Source organism: Tenacibaculum agarivorans, assembly GCF_001936575.1.
GTDB classification, from domain to species: Bacteria; Bacteroidota; Bacteroidia; order Flavobacteriales; family Flavobacteriaceae; genus Polaribacter; species Polaribacter agarivorans.
In genome coordinates this window covers 1-24297 of the sequence record NZ_MSMP01000029.1, presented here as the reverse complement: position 1 = coordinate 24297, position 24297 = coordinate 1, and the positions used below count along the sequence as shown (strand labels likewise).

General features: G+C 31.8%; 11 protein-coding genes. 10 read left to right on the top strand and 1 reads right to left on the bottom strand.

All coding sequences use genetic code 11. The annotated features are described in order from the left end of the window. Nucleotides 1–6 precede the first annotated feature (6 nt). The 10 genes from BVC87_RS17985 to BVC87_RS17940 are packed head-to-tail and all read left to right on the top strand — an operon-like array spanning nucleotide 7 to nucleotide 23589. Nucleotides 7–2472 carry a leucine-rich repeat domain-containing protein gene (locus BVC87_RS17985; RefSeq protein WP_075343796.1) on the top strand — a complete coding sequence of 822 codons (2466 nt, stop codon included), beginning with the start codon at nucleotides 7–9 and terminating at the stop codon, nucleotides 2470–2472. A gap of 7 nt (nucleotides 2473–2479) precedes the next feature. Beyond that, nucleotides 2480–7729: a hypothetical protein gene (locus tag BVC87_RS17980; RefSeq protein WP_075343795.1), complete on the top strand. Its 5250-nt coding sequence runs from the start codon at nucleotides 2480–2482 to the stop codon at nucleotides 7727–7729. Nucleotides 7730–7741: 12 nt separating this feature from the next. Continuing rightward, nucleotides 7742–8644, top strand: coding sequence for a hypothetical protein (locus BVC87_RS17975; protein ID WP_075343794.1), 903 nt, complete (start codon nucleotides 7742–7744; stop codon nucleotides 8642–8644). A gap of 14 nt (nucleotides 8645–8658) precedes the next feature. Next, a complete protein-coding gene (locus tag BVC87_RS17970) occupies nucleotides 8659–8955 on the top strand; it encodes a hypothetical protein (RefSeq protein ID WP_143569830.1) in 297 nt (98 codons plus the stop codon). A gap of 38 nt (nucleotides 8956–8993) precedes the next feature. Next, on the top strand, nucleotides 8994–10652 hold the full coding sequence (locus BVC87_RS17965) for a hypothetical protein (protein WP_075343792.1): 1659 nt from the start codon (nucleotides 8994–8996) through the stop codon (nucleotides 10650–10652). Between the two features lie 28 nt (nucleotides 10653–10680). Then, the gene (locus BVC87_RS17960; protein ID WP_143569829.1) at nucleotides 10681–18165 is read left to right on the top strand and encodes a BspA family leucine-rich repeat surface protein; all 7485 of its coding nucleotides are present in this window, start codon (nucleotides 10681–10683) and stop codon (nucleotides 18163–18165) included. A gap of 14 nt (nucleotides 18166–18179) precedes the next feature. Then, nucleotides 18180–18827, top strand: coding sequence for a hypothetical protein (locus tag BVC87_RS17955; protein WP_075343790.1), 648 nt, complete (start codon nucleotides 18180–18182; stop codon nucleotides 18825–18827). 31 nt (nucleotides 18828–18858) lie between these two features. After that, nucleotides 18859–22602: a tail fiber domain-containing protein gene (locus BVC87_RS17950; protein WP_075343789.1), complete on the top strand. Its 3744-nt coding sequence runs from the start codon at nucleotides 18859–18861 to the stop codon at nucleotides 22600–22602. Continuing rightward, a complete protein-coding gene (locus tag BVC87_RS17945; RefSeq protein WP_143569828.1) occupies nucleotides 22586–23386 on the top strand; it encodes a BACON domain-containing protein in 801 nt (266 codons plus the stop codon). Before BVC87_RS17950 ends, BVC87_RS17945 begins: the two co-directional genes overlap by 17 nt. 11 nt (nucleotides 23387–23397) lie before the next feature. Next, nucleotides 23398–23589, top strand: a complete 192-nt coding sequence (locus BVC87_RS17940; RefSeq protein ID WP_075343787.1) for a hypothetical protein — start codon at nucleotides 23398–23400, stop codon at nucleotides 23587–23589. Between the two features lie 142 nt (nucleotides 23590–23731). Here the strand turns inward: BVC87_RS17940 and BVC87_RS17935 are convergent. After that, a partial coding sequence (locus tag BVC87_RS17935) for a response regulator transcription factor (protein ID WP_075343786.1) occupies nucleotides 23732–24297 on the bottom strand: 566 nt, incomplete at its 5' end.

The following is a 24297-nucleotide window of genomic DNA, read 5'->3' as shown; positions in this document are numbered from 1 at the left end:
TATAAAGTGAAAATATTTCAAAAAGCATATTATTTAATCTGGCTCAGTTTATTTTTTTTAATAGTAATTGGGTGTGGGGATAAAGCTAATATTGTTAATAAAACTAAAGAGAACTTTAATATTGAAGAACAAATTGAGTTAATACCTAAATCAAAATCTTTCAATGCATCTAGTGAGATAATTTTCACTAAACACTCTGATTCTATATTACAATTAAAGGCAAGTAGTAATAGTAAAGAAATAAAACGTATTATTAAAGCTAGTTCTAGTTTTCCTAATTTGATACATTTAGAGTTTAATTTAAGCTTACTAACCCAAGAGAAATTAGCCAGAGGATTGTTGAAAGATTTTCAAGAATTGGATTTTACAAAGTTTAAAAACTTAAAAGCGATAACTATATCAGGAGATTACAATAAAAGTATTATAGATGTTTTAGTCAAAAAGATCAGTTTTCTTGCTAAAATAGATTTATTAACTCTTAACTTGAAACCAGATTCTCATCTAATTAGAAATAAAAAAATAAAACTTTCTGATGTCTATAAATTATCAGATGATTTTTGTTTGTTAAACATAAATACACTAATAATACAAGGGAAAAGACTTTCTTTTTATTCTGAAAAATCTATTCCTTATTATACAAGTATAACACTACCTAGTTGCTTTACAAATAAACTGCAAGTATCACGAATTATTTATGATCATAAATTAAGAGAAACAACTAAGAGAAGAGATTTTGAACAATTTAGGTTTCATAAAAAAAGTAAACTGACTTCAAATACTTCAATCAAAATAGATGATACAGGTGCCTTTTATGAGGTACGTTCTGCAAAGAATAAATATTCAAATAAAGACCAAGAATTCTACATTTCTAAAACAACGGAGTTTATAGAAGACTACACAAACTTTATTCAACAATTACTACAAGTTAAATCAGCAGAAGAGATAATTTTAAATAATGCTTTTATAGATAGTATTCCTGAAGCTATAGGTCAACTTAAAAAACTTAAAAAGCTATCTATTTTGAATGGGGATGTTAGTTATTTCCCAAGTAGTTTGGATTCGTTATCTGATTTAGAGGTGTTTAAGGTTTTTAACAATAACTCAAATATTTATTTTAACAAACAAATAAAAGGTTTAAAAAAACTAAAAAATATTCTTTTAGTAAATACCGGTTTATCAAATGGGTTTCCAAATTTTGTAGATATAAATAAATTGGAACAGCTAATTTTTTTAGATAGAAATACAGTAGATACAATGCCTAGATTTTTAAATAAACAGCAAAATTTAAAAGTGCTGATTTGGCGTTATAGCAATATAAATTTAGTTCCAGATGGATTAAATAATAGTAATAAGCTAGATATAGTAAATTTAGATGACAATAAACTTACAGGTATAGAAAACATCATAGAAGTGGGTGAGAAAGCATTCTACTTTTCTTATGACATTAATAATATCCCTTATGAAAAAAGAGAAATATACAATAAACGTATATATCCTAAAGGACAGTTATTGGAAGACAGTTTAACTCAAAAAAAAATGGATGATTTATATGAAACCAGAGAAATCCCTTTTATAACTAGAGAAAATATTAATGAAATAAATTATGCAGCAGACCAGAATACTGTGATTAATAAATTTAATCGTATTAGAGAGTATATACCAATAAGACGCAATGATTTAAGGAAAGATAAATTATTTAAAGCTATTAAAGAAGGCAAGCTATATAGAGGAGTTTCATTTGAAAAGAGTAAAAACGATCTAGGTGTATTTTCAGACGAAGAAATAGAACTCCTTGAATCTTTTTTTGATTTAATAGAAGCTTATAAAATAGAGCCTTTGCATGTCTTTAAATTTTATAATGATCTTGGTCGACATGATATTGAAGAAAAAATACCATCTGAAGAGTTTTCTACAAAAAGTATTAAAAATCTAGGTGTTTATGAACCAATATATAAAGGGTATGAGTTTTTAGATTATAAGAAAGGAGATATAAAAGGAAGTTTTGATTATGGAAAATTGAAACATTTAAGAAAGGCTTATGTTTCTGATCAAGAAGGAATAAATAACATCACTAAAATAAAAGGACTTCGTTATCTTCAAATTAATAATATTGAAAATATTAAAAGTATACCAGAATGCTTTTGTGAGTTAAAAGAGCTTGATACTTTATATGTAAGAGATTTAGAAAGAACTAAGTTTAGTGATCAATATGTTGATATAAGAGATGAAATTTCAGGAGATTTAAGAAATCTACCTTTAGATACTCTTTTAAAAGATTTGAAAGAGATAGGGTGTGGCAAAGAAAATTTAAAAGAAACAATAGAAAGATATAGAAAGAGACAAATATTAAGAAATGAAATGAAAACATTTCAAGACAGGGTTTTATTTGAATATGATCATATAAAAACTCCCGATTGTATGAAAAAAATGAAGTTTAAACAAGTAAGATACCCTGGTATGGTACGCAAATAATAAAAAAATGGCAGTAAATAACACCTTATATCCTAGTTTAAGTGACATTATCACAATAGAAAACATACCAGTAGAGGTAAGCTTCCTTAATGATGTCCTTGATTCGTTATTAGAAAAAGTGTTTTTTAAAAATTATTCAGTTCATAAGACTTATTATAAAGATGCAGGTTTTTATAAGTTGACAATCATATTGTTGGAAGACGTAGGAATAGATCTTTTAGGTGAAGATAGCCTTAAATTATTACTTAACCCTGGTAGTAGTTCTGATAATGTAGAAATTCCTATTTCATTTAATTATAATTGGAAAGTTATTCGGTATAGAAATCAATTCAATTTTAATTCTTTTGATAATTCAATTAAGTCAATTTTAGAAATTTTTTTAGATATATCAGGAGTATCGAAAGAAATATTGTTATACGAGTTTATAATTGAATTTCAGAAAGAAGCTGATGCTATAGAAGGTTTTGTAGATAACTATAACTCATTGTACAATGATGGTATTGTATTAGATGATATTGAGAAAGAGAATGATATTACTGCAATAACAAATATTGTAGAGCGTATAAGTCTTTCTAAACGCATTTTAGATGTTATATATGATTTGTTTTTAAAAGAAGATAGTTTTAATGAAGCCTTTGATAAATTAAAAACAATTTTTGAGCAAAAATTTGGAGACCTCAAATTTGAAGATTTTTTAAATATCTTAATACCTCAATTTAGCTTATCAATAGATAATATAGATCTAGCTATAGAATTTCCAAGGAAGTGGTTAGTCCCCGTGGATAATATCACTCTGGAACCTTTATCTGAAGAATTTAAATCTAGATTAACCTACAATGTAGGTAAATTAGAGTACTCTACAAGTCAAGGTTTAAGTTTTTATGAAGAAGATAGTTTTGATTTTACTAGATCAATGATAGGGAATACTGGTTTAATACTAGAGTTTTTTGGATTAAAATTAGATCTAAGAAAAGACAAAAACATCCCCGAAGCTACAGTAGATGGTAGACCAGATAATTTCAAAGGAGTATATGCAGAATATGCGGCTATAACTTTACCATCACAGTGGTTTAATGAAGATGAAGTAGTTGGAGGTACAACTGCTAAAGTAGCTGGTTATAACATTTTAATAGGTACTGGAGGACTTTCTGGTAAAATAGCACTAGAAACACAAACTTTTAAAAATAGTGATGGTACTATATTAAATTATTACACTGATTATTTTCAGTTTGTATACCCAATACAAACACAATATAGAAATGAAAATAAAGATGTAGTAATAACCACTATAGAAGATCATGATAGTTTAAAGAATCAATTAAGAGACTTTGAAAATACTCAATTTGTATTTCCGTTAAGTCTAACCAAAAATGGAGAGACTACATCAACCATATTTACAGATATATCAGATTACTACAGTTACTTAAATACTCTACATGATGAAAATAATGAAGTCAGTAAGCCAATACTTAGCAGACGTGTAGGAGAAAAAGGCTTCGAAATTTGGTTTACAAGTTTTGATATTAGCTTTAAACAAGGTAAAGTAACAGAATCAAATATTGTTGGAGGCTTAAAAATCCCCAAACTTAAAGATGCAAATGGAAATATAGCCAATATTGAAATATCAGGACATATAGATGATGATGGAGGTTTTAATGTAACTGCATCTGAGCAAGATGGTTTTGCTCCTTTAAATGTATTTAACATATTTAATTTACATATCAAATCTTTAGAGGTCGGAAGAGATAGTGGAGATGAACCTTTTTATATAGGTACTTCTTGTGATGTGGTATTTACCAATCCTTTAATAAAATCGTTCTTAAGAGATGCTACAATTAGCCTTGATCGTTTACGAATTTATAGTGATGGTAGTTTAGAAATTGAAGGAGGAGCTATTGCTATTCCAGAACCGTTCCCAATACCTTTAGGCCCGATAGATTTACTAGTAACTGGTGTGCATTTTGGTTCTTTCCAAGGAGAGCATAATGGAGTAATGCGTAAATATAATTTCTTTGGATTTGATGGAGGAATAAGCATGGGACTTATTGGGGTTGAAGGTCGTGGAGAAGGATTAAAATATTTTTATACAGTGGATGATGGACCAGGAAAAGAACCACATTCATATGTAAGTATACAAACAGTTGAAGTGGATTTAACTATACCTGGAAACGCTTCACCAAGTGAGGCAACTGCTATCATAAAAGGTTGGTTATCTGTTAATGATATAGAATATGCAGGAGGTGTATCATTGAAGCTTCCAAAATTAAAGATGGCAGGAGGTGCAGATATGCGTTTACAACCTAAAGAGCCCGCATTTTTAATTGATGCATATTTAGACATTCCAACACCAATTCCACTTGCAGCTACTGGTTTAGGAATCACAGGTTTTAGAGGAATTCTAGGGTTTAGATATGTGGCTGAAAAAGAGGCAGTAGGATTGCATTCACATAATGATAAATGGTATGACTATTATACCTATCCACCAAGAGGAATTCATGTCTCTAAATTTAATGGTCCTGATAAAACAGAAAGTTATGCTAATCCTGTAACCTTAGGAGCAGGAGTAACTGTAGGAATGATAGGAGCTAGTGATGCAATTTCATTACGGGTTATGGTCCTGTTATCAATCCCTAATTTTTTAATGATTGATGGTAGAGCTAGTATTCTAAGTAAAGAATGGGGATTAGACGACTCAGGTGAACCACCATTTTTTGCTTTTATGATCTTGGCTGATAATGGAATTGAGATAGGTGCTGGTGTAGATTTTAAATTACCTCAAAGAAGCGGAAGTATTCTTGATTTGAAAGTACACATGCAAGCAGGTTTCTTCTGGGATAATCTTTCAGCTTGGTACTTAAACTTAGGAACAAGAGAAGATCCTATTCGAGCAAAAGTATTATCACTAGTAGAAATGCAAACCTTCTTGATGATATCAGGAAGAGGAATTGCGGCAGGTGCTAAAGTAACTTTTGATATTGAGGAACGTTTTGGGCCAATTGGTATTAAAGCATGGTTAATTGCAGAAGTAGGCGGATTTATAAGTTTTGAGCGTCCTCAAATTGGAGGATACATGACCGTTGATGCCGGTGCTAGAGTAGATTTATTTGGAATCATTTCTGTTGGAGTTTCATTCTATGTGCATTTCGCTGTAGAGGCAGCAAGGCCATTTTTAATTTATGCAGAAATAAGAGTATGCGGTAGAATTAAGATCTGGTTTATTAGAATAACCATTTGTGCTAATGTTAAAATTAAATGGGAAAAGAATCGTCGTGTAGATAGAACGCCTATACCTCCGATTACACCAATTGTAAAACCTTTACCAGCGTTAACGGATGAAGTAAATGATCAAGCAGTGAAGGGAATCCACATGCTTACTGGTGAAACTTTTGAACTGATAAACTTTGGGAAAAATATACCAAACGCAAATAGTAGTCTATTCGATAAGGCAATTATTCCTTTAGATACTTATGTAGATATTAAGTTTAATAAATCACTAATAGCAAGTAGCGAAGTAAGAGGTGTGATTGGAAGTTATAACAATCCGCCTGAAAATTATGAAGATTTAATTCCTCCACAAAGAGTCATAAAAGGAAATACTTTACGTCAAGTTAAGCATCGTTATAAAATTACAGAAATAAATATTAAAGCGGCTAAAGAAGGATCTTCCACTTGGGTAGATTATCATCCTTTTGAAGCAGTAGTGAATAGAGATAATTTAACGGCTAATGACTACAATAGAATGGGACAACTGCGTATTGGACATTGGCAAAAGTCTAGTAAAGAATATAATGCCATTCGTCTTTTAGCAACCTCACCATTTTCATATGCAGAACAAGGAGAACCAGGTTGGTTTATTCCGGAACAGATTGGATTAACAGAAGGTTCTTTTTTCTGTGAAGGAGAGCAAAGAAAGGGAGGCGTTGCCAATTGGTTACATATACCATTAGACACAGATTATATAACCAAAACGAATTTCCCATATTATTACGGACATCAAGATGTGTTTTTCAACATTTCTCAAGGGCAACAATCTAATGTGAATGGTATTGTAATGAATTCGGTTGCTACAGTTGTAAATGATTTGAATAGTTTCGGGTTTTCAAAATCGTTACAGTTTCCAAACACAAGCGCATTAGAATTTAAGTTGCCAAAACCATCTAAAAGAGTTGGAATTAAGTTAAGTACAGAAGCTGAGATTGTAAAAGTTATTTATTACAGATCGTTTATCCCAACTGGAGGATATAGGGTAGAAGATGTACCTGTAACTAGTGTTAATTATACACAAACTGATTTGGTAAATCCATTGGGTTTAGTATATGAAAGTGAAGAACATGCTATTAGTAAAGTTGAAATTATTCCTTTTAGTACAAGTCAAGGTGAAATAGATAAAGTTTACGAACAAATTGAAGCATTGTATGCTGAAACCTACGAGCAATTAGGAAGTGAAATACCTGAGGGAGCAACTGTAGATTTACCTTTAAATACTGCCGAGTATTTTAGGTTGATAGATGAACTGGAAAAACTTCAGAGTAGAGGGTGTAATACAAATCCTCTTCAGCAGGTGAATGGAGGTATTGGTTACATGCAAATTCAGGAGGATAACTTTTCTACTAGAAGGTTTGAAGTAGGAAAAGTAGTTAATGATATTCCATTATTAGAAAGTACTTGTGATCCATGTGATCTATACGATAATCTATTAAATCATTATAATGAATGTTTTACAGATGGTGTAGAAGAGGACAATAATTATGATGTTGAGTGTTTTGAAGAGTTCTTAAATATATTAATAGGATGCGGTGAAAATAAAGCACCAGTTGTGGTTGATATTATTTTCCCTGATGGTAATTGTTGTGAAGAGAAGACAAAATCACCACCAGTAATTACAGCAATAACATTTCCAAATGGCAATTGTTGTGAACATGAAACAGCTACTGTGAGTGAAGGAAAGGCATCAGTTTCACCTATAGCAACTATGAGTACTGGAGATTGTTTTAGAACAGTTGCATTCCATATAAATGGAGCTCCTAACGAAGTTATAAATTATGGTTTAGCATTCACTCCTAACGTGGGTAGAAACCGATCAAATCTCTCAATAACTTTAGATGAAAATGGTATAGGTACAGTAACAACATCTATAGGATCTGTACATTCTGCTCAAACAACAGGAACAGATATTGTTGAATTCCAAATACTAAATACAACGTCTAGAAATAAAGGTTCAAGAGCTTTTATGAGTTTTTCAAATTGCCCAGTTTAAATTAAAAAAATTATGTGTAAAATAAATTTTAAAATACAATATACGGATGCTGATGGAGACAACCTTCAAGCTGCTCAAGGAAGATATAAATTAAAAAGTGCAACTACATTTATAAATTTCAATATTAATGTTTCAAATCCTCAAACGCCAGATATAACTACACATGGGGAGTACGATTTAGAGGTTAGAGTACAAGATACTGGTGGTTTATGGAGTGAGTGGTTTGCCTCGTCATTCAAAGTTTCTGAAAATTGTGGAGGATCAACAGCAGAATTTCAACATGTAATTGGAGTAGGAGATTGTAAAACTATTCCGAAAGCTTCAAATACTACAGATATTTGGGTTGATATGAGTAATGGTCAACCAAACGTAATAGATCGCTTAGATAGAGTGTATACAGATGAAGCAATGACAATTCTATTTAATGAGGGATCAGGTGGACTTATAACAACGTTCAGAGTTGGTGTAAGATCAAGTGTATCGACGGAGATCTTGTGGATAAATACAGTGTTTTCAATAGAGAATGGAGTTATTACTGAGGTAATAGATTGTGATGGTGGAAATCCAGGAGGAGGAAGTTCAGGTGGTCAAGTTACTACAGGCACAATTAATACAGGATGTGATTCGGGTATGGTAGTTACCATAAATGTTCCCCCTGGAGAAACAAAAACAATTAGTGTTACAAAATCAGGTCAAGCAAATTACATTGGAGGAAATCAAAGTGGTATTACAGCAGATGTAATGATAGGTAGAGATGTAACAAATAAAGTAATTACTGAAACTACTTCTTTTGGATTGGTTTTAGATGCAGAAACTGGAAATGAACAGGCACAATCTACAATAACCTTGAGTGTACAAGGAGGAAGGTCATATACATTAACAAGAAAACATCAAAGTAATCCTAATTTCTGTTAGTACAAATGGGAAGTTTGAATAACATCATACAAGGTCATTTTAATGAGTTTAAATCATTATTTGTCAAAGACGAAAATCTAGTATTTCTTTCTCGTGAAAGAATATGCAATAATTGTCCTCTAAAGACAGGGAATAGTTGTAATTCAAGTAAATATATCCACCCATTAACAAAGGAATTTTCAAATTATAGAAAACAAGGATTTGTAAGAGGATGTGGATGTAGATTAAGTGCAAAACAAAGAGCTAAGGGGAGTAGTTGTCCAGCTGGTTTTTGGGGAGGAGAATTTAAAAATGAATCAATTAAAGGGTAAAGTTTACTTCAAAGTAAAAGTTAATAATAAAGATAGTTATGACAATAAAGGATAAGAAATTAGCTTTAGCAATACAATCAGAATTTGCAGAATATACTTCTGTATTAACGCAATTAAGAGGATGTAGTGATTCTAGTTTGTGTAGAGGGTATTATGCAAGATTGAAAACATTAGCTAAAGAGATTTTGGAAATTGTTAAAGGTTTGTGTAATGATGATAATACAAAACAATGTAATACACTACTACATGAGTTATCTTGGCTATCTGTGGAAGATTATACTTACAATTTAAATATACCTTCTCAAAGTGCTATTCAAGAAGATTACAATGCAACAGTTGAAGCAATAAATAAAGTAGCGGCTCCTATTTGGCGTCCAAACACTAAATATCATGTTGCATTTACAGTACAAGATATAGTAGACGATACAGATAACCCTAAAGAATTTAAGTATCATTACGGGTTTAAAACAGCAGGTACCGTAGGGCATTATCATAATGCACCTGATGTAAACTATGGAGGGGAACGAGACGGAGATGGTAAGCTATTAAATCCAGAGCAATACCCTTTAACATCTTTAGAACAATATATAGATTATAAACGATCGTACCCAAATGCAGATGGGAATTTATTACGTTCCAAACCTTTGTTTTTTGGACATGAACACGCTAAATTACAATTGTTTTACATAAAACCATATGTAACTCATATGTTCAAAGACTCTTGGGACGCTTATGGAGGAAGTGGTAACAATACTTTACCTGTAATAGAAACTAAAAATGGTGATGATAGACTACAGTCTTTTAAAGTTTTTGTGCAAGATCCAGTATCAAATGTTGTGGTAGAGTACCCAATGCCACCAGATGTTGATACTACCAATATTCCTGAAACGATTGAAGAATGGAGTATTGATGATAATGTACCAATGCCTTTAATGCTACAGTATATAAAAAACTTTGTAGAAGCGCAGGGAGGAAATTGTGATTTTATCCCAGGAGATATTATTTCACCTGCAAGTGAGTATACTACGATTGCTTTTAAAAATTTGAAGCCTAATAAAATGTATACGGCAATTATTACGAATGCATTTAACGGGGTTAGAAAGCAGGTGCACAATTATGTATTCCAAACTTCTCGTTATGTATCTTTTGAGGAGCAAGTAAACAGTTATATACTAGATGAGGAAAATAATACCAAAGCAATATTCACGATTGATTTAGATATATCAGCTAGTGCTATTGATAAAGCATATGATACACTTATAGCTACATCATCTACAAACGATATTCAAGAAACAGAATTTTTAGATTATTTGGATAGAATTTTAGAAGGTACCTTTAAGATGAAACCTTTAGATCCACCAGAAACCACAGAGTTCAATATCATTAGAAATAAGAATACTAATGATGCTATTGCATTATTAATTAGAAACCCAGAACCTTTTAATGACCCTAAAACTCCATTAGAAGAAATGGAAAATACAATTGCAGTAGTATCAGAAGGTTCAGAACAACCAGATGATGCATACACTGTTTTATATGCAAAAGACTATTCTCAGGCGTTTATAATGCACAACAGTAAAAAAATAGAAGCGGACACATTAAATATTCGTTTTCAGTATAAGCTATGGAATGGGAATACTTATGAAATTGTAGACCAAGGAGGTATAGTATTGGTAAACGATATTGAGATAAAATAAATTGACAACATTAAAAAGAACAAAAGCTATGGCGTTTTTAGAAACGGACTATTTTATAACTACTTGGAAAACAACTACACCTAACGAATCGATTACAATACCAGTAAATACAAGCCAGTATACCTATGATTATGATGTAGATTGGGGAGATAATAACGGGGTTTTTGAATTAGGTTTTTCAACCTCAGCAACACATACTTATACAGAGCCAGGGGAATATACAGTAAAAATTCGTGGAGTTTTTCCGCATTTGTTTTTTTACAATAGAGGTGATAAAACAAAAATATTAAGTGTACAACAATGGGGAGGTATAGTTTGGAAATCAATGGAGTACGCCTTTTTTGGATGTGCCAACTTAGATGTTAAAGCATTTGATGTTCCAAATTTATCAGATGTTAAATCTGTAAAAGGGATGTTTAAACATTGTTCTTCTTTAATTAGTAATATAAGTATCAATGACTGGGATGTTGGTTCTATAACTGATATGGCGGAGTTATTTTTAGGTTGTGCTAATTTTAATCAAGATATAGGAAAATGGAATGTTAGTGAAGTTATTAATATGACGAATCTCTTTGTTGCCTGTGTAAGTTTTAATAAAGATCTATCTAAATGGAATGTTAGCAAGGTCAAACTAATGGGAGGCATGTTTCAAATCTGTACCAATTTCAATGAAAACATAGGTAATTGGGATGTAAGTAATGTTACAACTATGGCAAACATGTTTTACAGATGTGAAAACTTTAACCAAGATATAGGAGCATGGAATGTAGGCAAAGTAATAGATATGACAGGAATGTTTAGAGACTGTACAGTTTTTAATCAAGATATTAGTAAGTGGAATACAGGTCAAGTTAATAGTATGTCATACATGTTCTCTGAATGTGAAAATTTTAACCAAGATATTAGTAGTTGGGATGTTAGTCGAGTGACTAGTATGAGTTCTCTATTCAGAAACTGTAAAAACTTTAATCAAGATATAGGTAGATGGGATGTTAGTCAGGTAACTAATATGAGTGGCCTATTTTATCATTGTACAGATTTTAATCAAGATATAGGTAGTTGGATTACAAGCCAAGTAACTAGTATAACAAGTATGTTCAATGGCTGTGTTAATTTCAATCAAGATATAGGTAGATGGGATGTTAGTCAAGTAACAGATATGAGTTCCCTATTTAATTATTGCACAAATTTTAATCAAGATATAGGTAGTTGGAATGTTAGCCAAGTTACTAGGATGAATAATATGTTCTTTCGATGTGAAGCTTTTAATCAAAATATAGGTAGATGGGATGTTGGTCAAGTCACAAGTATGGAAAGTACGTTTCAATCTTGTACCAGTTTTAATCAAGATATTGGTAATTGGGATGTTAGTCAAGTTACTAATATGAAAAGAGTCTTTTCACAATGTGCTAATTTTGATCAAGATATAGGAGGTTGGAATACTAGTAAACTTACCAATGCACATCAAATGTTTTCAAGTTGTGTTAATTTTAATCAAGATATTGGTAATTGGAATGTTAGCCAGGTTACAGATATGGAAAGCATGTTTTCTAGCTGTAGAAACTTTAATCAAGATATTGGAGATTGGAATGTAGGGAATGTTTTGATGATGAAAAGAATGTTTTCTAGTTGTATTAATTTCAATCAAGACATTGGTAGTTGGGATACAAGTCAAGTTACTAACATGGAAGGGATGTTTTCAAATTGTGAAAACTTTAATCAAGACTTAAGTGGGTGGAATGTAGGAAGTGTTTTAACAATGAGACACTTGTTTTTACTTTGTAGAGACTTTAATCAAGACTTAAGTGGATGGAATGTTAGTAAGGTTACTAATATGGATAAAATATTTGATTTAACTAAATTATCTACCGAAAACTATGATGCATTATTAATAGAATGGAGCAAACTTCCACTACAACAAAGAGTTCCTTTTGGAGGAGATCGTAATATAACTTTTTGTAGAGGAGAGATAGCTAGATTAAAAATTATCCAAGAGTTTAAGTGGGGGGTTAAAGATGGAGGAAAAGATAAAGATTGTGGGGTTTTTGATATCACTAAATCAGAAATCACAGCTAGTCCAAACACAATCACAGCAGATGGTGTAGAACAGTCTGTAATAACAGTTCAGTTAAAGGATCAATTTGGTGGAGACATAACCACAGGGGGAGAAGTCGTAACTATTTCAACAACCTCAGGGATATTAACGGGCGTTACAGATAATGGAGATGGTAGCTATACTGCCTTTTTAACTACTAATACAGTAGGTATAGGACATACAATAGTATCTTTCACTGTTAATGGAGAAGAAGCTATAGATACTGCTGCAGTAAAATTTAGAAAAATTACAGTTGATGTATCAGAAAGTAGTATTACTGCAATTCCAAATACAATTATGGCTGACGGTATAGAACAATCTGTTATTACAGTACAATTAAGAAATGAATTTGGAGTAAATATTAATACAGGAGGTGAGGTAGTTCTTATTGAAACCTCTTCAGGGATAGTAACAGAGGTTACAGATAATGGAGATGGTACGTATACTGCAATTCTAACGAGTACAACTGGAGGGGTTGCTACGGTATCATTCAAAGTAAATGGGGAATTATCTTTAAATACTGCTGAAGTAATCCTAAAACCTGTACTATTTGAATTAACAGATACGACAAAACTCCAATCTACAGATTTATATGTGCAAGCAGTAGGTTCTACTGGAGAGGATGGAAGTATAAGTGGAATACATTTAAGATGGCTATTAAAAGGAAATTTAGGAGAAACACATTTGCCTAAAGGAAATAATGCAACAAATAGCAACAATTACAATAAGTTAGATGATTTTGTTCGCATTTATAGAGCTCCTTATATTCCTCATGTATTAACGTTAGACTTTGAAACGCTTTCACCGAGTGTGGTAGATCACAGTAATTACTTGTGGATTTATCGTATAAATGAAGTGCAGTTTTATGTGTACTTTAAAAATATAGGACAATACAATTCAATAAGAGGTAGTATTGATCCTTTAACTGATAGTTATGATTTTATTCAAAGTTATGGTGATCAGTTAATAGAAATAGATCATAAAAAATCATTGTCGTTTGCAGTAACGTTAAAAGGAGTTTCTACTTCAGCGAATATTAAAGCTGAGGTATTGTCTGTGGAAGATAAAGCGTTAACAGCAGCTCAATATGTAACAGCGCGTAAAGAATTTAGTGGTGAAGGTAGAATAGAAGAAGAAAACATAAGAACGGTTAGGTATAAAGCAAATCATATAAAACAAGTTCAATTTGAATTATATTCAGATATACTTACTTCGAATACTGAAGAAAAAAAATGGGAATTTGTAGGGAAATATGCATTAACATTAGATGATAATGAGGTAGAAAATAGATTAAACTCAACATCAATTCATGGAGCGTGGCCAAGATTTAATGATGGGGAAACAGTAAATACAGAAAACTATTTAGATCGATGGAATGGTCAAGAAACACAGCCCTACAATACGAATAGTACAACTCCAGATTATTATGAGTATTACGATAGACGTTTAAAGACAACCGTAAAACGTTATCTAGAACTTTCGGATCATATAAATAATCCTACAGCTATGGAAGCTATTCCATTTAGTCCTAATCTTCCTGAAGGTGTAGACTCACAAGCAGAGGATATGCAAGATGTTTCTAATTTAACTATGATTCAATTTGCATCGATGGATTATCATTTGGCTAGAATATTAGGATTAGGACATATAGATACTAATATAGATACCAATGAAAGAAATAAAAAATATATTTATTTAGCGGAATACCACACCATTAATAAAAATAATTTTTTACCTAAAGAAGCAAAAGCTTTTGAAAGAGATACGAAAACACAACATATCTTTTTATCATTACCAACTGCAATGGTAGATGAAAGATTACCTACTCCTGTTGATTTATTAGAACCAGTTTTTGGAATACAAAATTCAGAGAATGAGAATATCAATAAATTAATAGATGAAGAAGGGTATTTATTTGATGGTAAGCAACGTTTCATATCTTTATTTAATAAAGAATTACCCGAAGGCAAAACAAATACAGGTTTCTTTGAAGAAAGAACATTGTTTAGTACATCTCAATTTACTTCACCTGTCTATGTAGGAATAGAATATAAACTTTTCGATCCATCAAATCCAGATGCATCCGCTTGGCGAAAACCAGAGTTATCAAATACAGATAAATACCAAAACTTTGGAGGGATTAATGAAACGGTACCAATTTTATTACCAGAACCTAATGAAGCTTTATTCTTGCATCGTGAGAGAGAAGAAGGTTGGCATAGATATGGTTCTTATGGAATAAACTGGTTTAGTCGTTCTCAAAGAAGTACTGTTTTTTGGGATATTGAAACTCGTTTTAGTCCTGAAAATAGATTACTACCTCCGTCTAATATAAAAGCTTGTCTAATTGTAGAGGAGAGTCCTTTAATGTTAACCTCTTCTGTAGAACAAGATTTATTAAAAGAGATCACAAATGATGATAAAACGTTAGTGAGATTAACATTCGATCATGATATTAATCAGGATGGAATCACATATCAAATTAATGAAGAATCGATGGGTACCTATACAGACCCATTAGATGAGAATGCTATTTTTAGAGATGATAAAGAAGTTTTTACAGATCAGGTAAACATTTTCTTTAGAAATAGAACGCCAAAAACAGTAGAAGGAAAAATAAAAAGCATTGACTCGCATGTGAATAATGCATTAGCTGTAATAAGGACTGAAGGATATGAACGAGCGAGTACAGGTGATGTGATTTTTCCAGAGATACTACCTAGTGAATTCTCTCACTTTTCAGGAAGTGTTTTCATGTTTAAGGATAAGCAATATATTATCCATGAAATCAATTCGTCAACAGTTACAGGTGAAGGGCCAATTTTTACAGTATACAAAGAGTTAGTGTCAGAAGCAATGATGAATGGAACAGATCCTGATCCAACAAAACCTTTACACCAGCCAGAATTTGAAAATGATACAATTGTTAGGTTTAATACTGTTGAAAATATGCTTACTGAAGCCAACTGGAAGGTAGGTAATTCATCTGCAATTAATAAATTAGATTTTCAAATAACAATAGGAGATAATTGGCCGATACATAGAGAGATCATTGACGAAGTAAGTATCAGTGGTATTCCGGAGCAAATTGTTGAAAAATCTAGAGGAATATGGGAAACGGTAATAATAGAAGAAGTTTACAGACCTCAAGAAAATATATATGATACAAATGGGAGGTTGATAGCAGAACCCAAACATGTAGGAATGTATAAAATGACGTTTCCAAATACATTAGATCATCATCCTCAGTTCAATTCTCATAACGTAGATTGGTACCAAGGTATCATTAGAGTTCATACCCAAAATAATCCAACTAAAAAACGCAAAATACTTGAGGTAGTCAGAATCGAAAACATAGGGACATCTGATCCTTTAGTTGTTTATGCGATTGATCCTCAATACCCAGTAAATATTGAAGATGTAAATACAGTAGAAGGTTTTGATCCAATTTTAACAGGAAGCCAAGAAATAAACTTTTACCCTGGGTATAGAGTGTATTTATATCATGACCAGCAATACCATTTAACTGAAGATGCCATATTACCTGATGTTGGTGAAGGTTTGAAATATTCTATTTTTGGATTGCAATCTGTAGATTCAGACTTCCCAGAAAATGAAACAAATCCTAATAATTGGTATACATCTAAAATAAGTCAACCAGCACTATTTTTTGCCCAAGAAATTATTCGTCCTCAAGTACCGTTATTAACAAATGGAGAAGAATTTGTATATGCAACTCGTCCAGATACTTTTGGAAAATCAACATTCACATTAACTCCTGGATTTAAGCATAAGCCACATGGTGTACAATTTTACAGAAGTAATGATGATGCAATTTTAAATGCGTTATATAAGCCATCTACAGTATTAGAAATAAAAGAAAAGTTAAAAGAGGATTTAGATTCAAAACTTCATTTGGTAAAACGTTGGCAAAATTTATTAGGTTTTGAATTTGAATATTCAGAAACATTTCAAACTAATAATGAATTCTTTTTATATCCAGAAGATGAAACTGGGTATCGTTTCCCATATCCAGATAAATTTCAATTATATAAATCGATCAATAACATATTAGAATATAGAAATCAAAATTATAATACGAATTACAGTTTATTAGATTTAGGAAACCCTGATGATGAAACAGACAATGGGGTAATAGGAAAGATAAGTTTAACCGAGGTAGTTATTCCTAAATTAGTATCAGAAGGTATAGAAGACGAGGTAACATTTAAAGATTTTATTAAATCTGAAATTCATAATGCATTTATACCCCTTACAGAAATTCCTCTTATGTATGAATATATTAGGTCATCTGATTATCAACCAATCCCTAAAAAGCAAGTAATACGAGATAGAAGTGGTAATTTATTACCACCAACAAGTCCTGAGTTTGATATGGCTCCTATGGCTAAAAGAATGTCTCAAGAATTTATTAAGGATATTTCAGGAGCTAAAACGAGAATACTATTCACAGATTTTAACTTAGATGGTACTTCAGAAAACTTATATTTCTATGCAATAAGAGAAATGGGAAGTACAATGCAATTAGGCGATTTTAGTCCTATTCTTGGTCCTATAAAACTAGTCAATACAAGGCCGCTAAAAAGTCCAGATGTAAGAAGAATACTGCCCGTATTACAGAATAGAATTTTAAATATAAAATCAGGTATTTCTGTTGAAATCAATGCATATCCTAGAAATCAGAATGTAAAGCAGATAAAGCTATATAGAACTCTCAATCCTAAAGAAGCATTATCTGTAAGAACAATGGATTTGGTTCAAACTATAGATTTAGAAGAAAGTAATCAACTTGATAATAATATATGGAAGTGTAAAGATGAATTCCAAGATTTAGGTTATATACCTTATGGAGATCCATTATATTATAGAGTTGTAGCTTTAAGAGAAATTGAATATGCTGAAGGAAGCAATACTGTAAAAGAAAATCATCCTAAAGTAATCGAATATGTACCCTCTGAACAATCTAAATTATTGATAAGTAGTATTGTTGAGAATATCAATCCTGAATCACCAACAGTAAAATATAATTTTGATATAGACTCAACCAACGACTCTGAAATTCATTATGTTATTCTAAAATGGAGTAAGACAGTACATAATGGTAAATACCATGTATATAAGATGAATGCCCAAGGTAATTGGTATAAAATCCATACTCTTATCTCTAACTTAGAAGGAATACAGTTGTTGTTAGAAGACACTTCTCAAGAAGGAAGTCTTTCTATTAAAAATGAGACGGGGGATTTAAAATATCATCACTTCAAAGTAATTTCTGAAAATTCAGCGGGCATGATGAGTACAGAAGAAAAAATACTCACTATTCCGAGTACAAATAATATTGCTGAGGATGAGGGAATAGGTGATATGGTTATTGAAAACACAAACATTGTTAGATAAGATAAAAAAAGATTATGGCAGAACAGAATAGAAATACATTAAAGGAATATTTTAAAGCAGGAGAAAAACCAACAGCACAAGAGTATGGTGACCTTATAGATAGTTTTGTAAGTAGAACGGATGATGATTTTGTGGAAACGTTACCTCCGTTACCCGATGCAACTACTACAAAAAAAGGAATTGTAGAACAGGCTACATTAACTGAGGTACAAACAGGTACTGACGATACAAGATTTGTGACGCCTAAAGGAGCAAAAAGAGCTGTAGAGACTTTTGCACCAGTAGCCCCAGTGCAAAGTGTGAATGGACAAACAGGAGATGTTATTATTGAAATAGAAAATGAAGACACAGGTTGGCAAACTCCATTATTACAAAACGGTATTGAAAATTACAGTAGCAGTTATCAAGCTCCTAGATTCCGTAAGAAAAATGGCGTAGTATATATTGAAGGAACAGTAAGAGGAGGAATTCCAGGTCCTAGTACAACTACAATCTTTACACTTCCTAGCGGTTTTAGGCCTAGTAAAAGACTTATTTTAAAAGGTATTAAATCAGGCGATGTAGTTGTTAGAATTGATATATCTACTAGTGGAGTTATGTATTGTTATGATTATGACACTACAATGGTAAGTATTTCAGGAATCTCTTTTTTGGTAGATTAATAAGTATTGAAAAATTTAAAAGAATAAAAGAATGAGTACAACTAAAGATACATTAAAAACATACTTCCAGACAGGAGACTTTCCTACAGAAGCGAATTTTAGAGAATTAATAGATAGTTTTAGACACATAAACGATGGGGAAGTAATTAAAAATTTCTCTGTCAATAGTAATGGTGACTTAATCATAAACTTAAGTTCTGGTGAAATTATACAGATTAATCAATTTGTATTACCATCTACAATGCCAGTTAGTTTTATTGCAGGGTTACAAAATATTATAGATAATAGCGTTACCATAGGTCAATTAAATGCTGCTATTGCTACATCTGCTTATGGTATAAGGTACTCATGGGAAAATGAACAAGAAAGAAATGCTCAAACAGGAATGAAAGAGCATGAACAAGGGGTACAAAAAGATACTAGAGAAGTTTATCAATATACATCAGGTAATTGGGAATTATTTTACACACTGGATGCTGTACACAATCATGACGATCGATATTACACAGAAATAGAAAGTAACACATTATTTTTAGGAAAGACAGCAAAAGCTGCTGATAGTGATAAATTAGATGGATTGGATAGCTCAGCATTTGCAAAAGCATCTCATACACATACATGGGCACAAATAACGGGTGTACCATTAACTTTTCCTCCGTCAGAACACAATCATGATGATCGATATTACACAGAAACAGAGAGTAATGCATTGTTTTTAGGAAAGACAACAAAAGCTGTTGATAGTGATAAACTAGATGGAAAAGATAGTTCGTATTTTGTTGCGCTAAGTAATATCGTTAATAATTTAACCTCTACTGCAGTTGATAAGCCTTTATCAGCAAAACAAGGGAAAGAATTAAAAGGGCTTATTGATAATATTAACACATTATTATCTAGTAACGATACTACTCTTGATGAAATTCAAGAGATAGTAAACTTTATAAAACAAAACAAAGAAGATTTAGAGAATTTAGGTGTTTCTAATATTTCAGGATTAGAGGCTGCACTTTCAAGCAAGGAAAATACATTTTCTAAAAATACAGCCTTTAATAAGAATTTTGGTACAACAGCAGGAACTGTAGCTCAAGGTAATCATGAACATTCATGGTCAGAAATAAAAGGTAAACCAGCAACATTTCCAGCGACTACTCATAACCATGATGATAGATATAAAAGACAATACTCGCAAGATATTACTGTAGAAGGAGATGCAGATAAGTACTATCAAGTTGTTATAAAGAGAGGTAATCAGAATAGAATTAGAGAGTTAAATATATATAGGTCTTATGGTGAGAAAGCCCCGGCTACATGGCATACAGCAACACATAAAGGAGGTTTAACTGCAGAGTTTAGATTAAATTCTGGAGGTTGGGGAGGTGCCCAATATGATTGGAAACTTCTTGATTTTCGAGAGTCATATAGCTCTATGTTAGCAGATGCAGGAAATACAAGTCATAACACAGCATTTTATGTGATGTTACGGGGAGGAGGTGCTATTTATCACATTGATTCCGATGATAATTTAGATATACAAATCGTGTACAATAGTACAGATATTATATTTCCACATTCTAATCCCTCTTATGTTGTATATGGTAGGGCTCCTATCACTAGTATAAATTCTGAGAGACTTTTCAGTCATAAAGTACCTGTAATGAGAGATGTGTTAGCTAAAACAGGTAAAGCAGCAGATAGCGATAAATTAGATGGAATAGATTCTTCTGGGTTTGTAAGAAAAGGAATAGATGCTCCAGGAGCATTAAATGGACAATATTTGATATTTAATTTTAATGATACAAATAATGTTGATGCAATAAGCTTTAATGATGGTACCAATGCATTTTATTTTAATGCAGATAGAACTAAAAGTAATACAACGGCCAATGCTAACGTACATGCAAGTAATTTCTATGAAAATGGAACTATTTTAAGTTCAAAATATTTAGGTAAAACAGCTAAGGCAACAGATAGTGATAAATTAGATGGTTTTGATAGTTCTTCCTTTTTTAGAAACGGTGCCAATAATATGGGACAATGGCAGTTAGCGTCTAAAACAAAAAATTCTGGATATGCGCATGCAGCTCTTGAAGTTAGAGAACTGAATTTTGGAGGAAAACAAACAGGTGTAAATACAGAAGCACCAAGAGTATCTTTCCATTGGGGCGGTAGAGTTGCTTCTCAAATTATGCTGCGTACTGATGCAAGTATTGCAATTATGAACAATCCAGGTACCGGTTATGAAAAATTCAGAGCGGCAGATATATATTCAAATGATGCACTGGTTGCTACCCAAACGTGGGCAAATGGAGCCTTTTTAGGAAAAACAGCTAAGGCAACAGATAGTGATAAATTAGATGGCTACAACTCAGCTGCTGGAATAGCAGCGAATACAATACCTGTAAGAGATGGTGCAGCAGATATACAAGCAAGATTATTTAGAAGTAATTATCAAACACAGTCAAGTATACCTTCAGGTGCTACAGTGACTATGCGAACTAGTACATCTGATAACTATTTAAGACATATTACTAAGGCTGGTTTTTTAGCATGGTTAGGTAAAGTAAATGATTCAAACTTACTAGATGGTTTAGATAGTACTGTTTTTTTACGAAGTAATGTTGATGATTCTTTTTCAGGGAAATTAACTTCAACTTCAAGACAAGGTGGGATTTATGGTACCTATAACTCAAAGTTAACAGACCATATTTGGTCTATGGGTACAGCTTATAAAGTAGCTGCTGATGGTACTACTTTTGGAAATTTATATGGTTTAGCATATAAACATACAAATAATCCTACTGGAGGTACCATGGCAGGAGGCCATCAAGCAGTATGGTGTGAAAATGGTGTTCCAAAAGCAGCTATGGGTGGAGATGGTTTATGGTCTGCAGAAAAAATAATAGCTGTAGGTAATATCACAGGGAATGATATTTATGCTAATGGAGGTTATTATTTTGGAGATAATAAAGCCATTATTAAATTCACAGATTCTTGGTTGCGTTTAAATCCATCCAATCAATTTACAAGTGGTATTTACTGTGCAACATCAATTTTGAGAACAGATAAAAGACTTGAAGTTGGAAGTGGAGGATCTGCGTTTTATGCCGATAGTGCAGGTAACGGTAAGTTTAATAATAACTTAACGGTAAATGGTAATATCTATGGGAAGTCAGTAAATGCTGCATATTCTCATTTATATCGTTTTGGAGGACTATATTTTACATGGGATTCTGATACATATGGTACAAAAGTAGAACATTCTATAAGAAGTGCTTATGGAACGGCTATGAGTGATAGTATTACTATAAATTCATATAATAATATTCGTTTGAATATTGATTCAAATAATAATAATGGCAATTCAAAATTTGAGATTGGAAATAACACAACTGGAACTACAAACGTTCTTTTCTCTGTGGATGAAACAGGGACAGTTAGAGCTAAAGGTGATGTTGTAGCTTATTCTACCTCTGATGCTGGATTTAAAAATGAAATTAAGCCGATTGCAGATCCTTTGATGAAAATCAACCAATTGTCAGGAAATGAATTTAAATGGAATGAAAAGCAAACTACTTATAAAGAAGGAAGTAAAGATTATGGGATTATTGCACAAGAGGTAGCAAATGTATTGCCTGAAGCTGTTCGTAAAAATGAAGATACAGGGCATTTATCTGTTCGATATGAAAAGTTAATTCCTCTACTTATAGAAGGAATGAAAGAGCAACAAGAACAAATAGAGCAACTTAAAACAAAGTTATATGGCGTTACCAATTAGTGGGAAAATAAGCATTAAAGACATTCTCATTGAAATGGGACAGCCAACTAGAACTAATGTAAGTTTAGATACATTAGCTGCGGAATGGGCCTTAACTACAGGAGATCTTACTTTTGCAAGTCAAGAACATAAATTAAGTGATTGGCTAGGCAAGTCTTGGAGAGTATCTATAGATATTGGTTTTTTAACAAAGTTTCGTCTTTCAGTGCAGGGTAATCCTTCAGATGGTCTTGGAATGAATAGGGCTTGTGATCTCAGTGCAAATAGAACAATGTATCATAATGGAATAACGGCAGACTACAGAGCACCAAATATAGGGGCTAAAGTATATAATGTTCTAGGACTTCCTTTTAATGGGCAAGGGTACAGCTACAAAACTGAACAAAATAAAGTTATTAAAATAAGTAGTAACGGTATTGTTGAAAGTATTCATAACTGTATAACTGTAACGGAACAATTATCGATAAGTCCTACACAAATAGATGATGTTCCTTCTAGAGGATCTAGATATACGATATCAGTAACATGTAACGGTGCTTGGACGGCAAGAGTAACTAGGGGAGCTACAGATTCATCAATAACTCGTGCTTCTGGAACTGGAAATGGTTCTTTTACTTTGATAGTGAATGGAGTGTCAGGAGGTATTCAGCAATTACAATATCTTTCTGGTGATGTAACAGTTACTTCAGGAAGTAAATCTGTAACTTTGAGGTGGTTTAGAACTCACTTATTATTAGATGATGATATAGAAGATCTAGGTGGAGGCATAGATCGATTAAGATAAATATAAAACATATGGAAATACAACAATTAGAATTATTAGCTTCTTCATTAAGAGTTTTGGGATTAAATTTAGATATACCCACATTAGATTTAATATTTACTTTGAACAAGGAGTTGGTAGAAAAAGAAGCAAGTATATCTTTAGCAGAAATACATAAAATAAGTATGGAAATGACACAGAAGTATAATTTAGATAAGCAATAACAAAATGTCTTTTATAGCTTAAAAATAAATAATTGGATTATAAAATTAAGGCTCTTCACTAAGAAGAGTCTTTTTTGTGTTTCTTGAGCTAATATCTTGATCATTTTTTTAAATAGGCTAATTGCAATTCAAAATTTCTAGTTTACAAAAGACCAAAGTCTTTTAAAATAGCAATAAGATGAGAGTTGTTTTTGGCTTCGAAATTTAATTTTAATTTTTCTAACCTTTTTTCAATACTACTAATACTGTATGGGGCAATTTTATGTTCTGAAAAGTGTTTTTGTATTTCCTTAATAGAATACCCTTTAGATAATTTTTCAGAAAGCATTTTACTATAATCATCTAAGATGATTGTATTTTTTTGATATAGTTTTTTCTCTAATTCTTTAGAAATGTATGTTTTACCGTTGTGGATTTCATCAATAGCATTTAAAATTTCCTTAGCATCAAAACCATCTTTAGCAACATATCCGTCAATTTTTTGTTTAGAAAAAAGAGATTTAACCTTTGCTGCTCTATCTTCAACAGAATAAACTATAATCTTAATGGATTGTTGAGTTTTTTTAATTGCATTAATAAGCTCTTCTCCTGATTTTATTTGATCATTTCCGTAGTTTTTATCAAAAGAAAGATCAGTAATTATTAGCTCAAAAGGATTATTATCTAGTTCAGCTTTTTTAATAAGAGATAATGCTTTATCACAATAAT

Coding starts and splice junctions, on each gene's coding strand:
- BVC87_RS17980 (WP_075343795.1), top strand. CDS start 2,480: ATGGCAGTAAATAACACCTTATATCCTAGTTTAAGTGACATTATCACA.
- BVC87_RS17975 (WP_075343794.1), top strand. CDS start 7,742: ATGTGTAAAATAAATTTTAAAATACAATATACGGATGCTGATGGAGAC.
- BVC87_RS17965 (WP_075343792.1), top strand. CDS start 8,994: ATGACAATAAAGGATAAGAAATTAGCTTTAGCAATACAATCAGAATTT.
- BVC87_RS17960 (WP_143569829.1), top strand. CDS start 10,681: ATGGCGTTTTTAGAAACGGACTATTTTATAACTACTTGGAAAACAACT.
- BVC87_RS17955 (WP_075343790.1), top strand. CDS start 18,180: ATGGCAGAACAGAATAGAAATACATTAAAGGAATATTTTAAAGCAGGA.
- BVC87_RS17950 (WP_075343789.1), top strand. CDS start 18,859: ATGAGTACAACTAAAGATACATTAAAAACATACTTCCAGACAGGAGAC.
- BVC87_RS17945 (WP_143569828.1), top strand. CDS start 22,586: ATGGCGTTACCAATTAGTGGGAAAATAAGCATTAAAGACATTCTCATT.
- BVC87_RS17940 (WP_075343787.1), top strand. CDS start 23,398: ATGGAAATACAACAATTAGAATTATTAGCTTCTTCATTAAGAGTTTTG.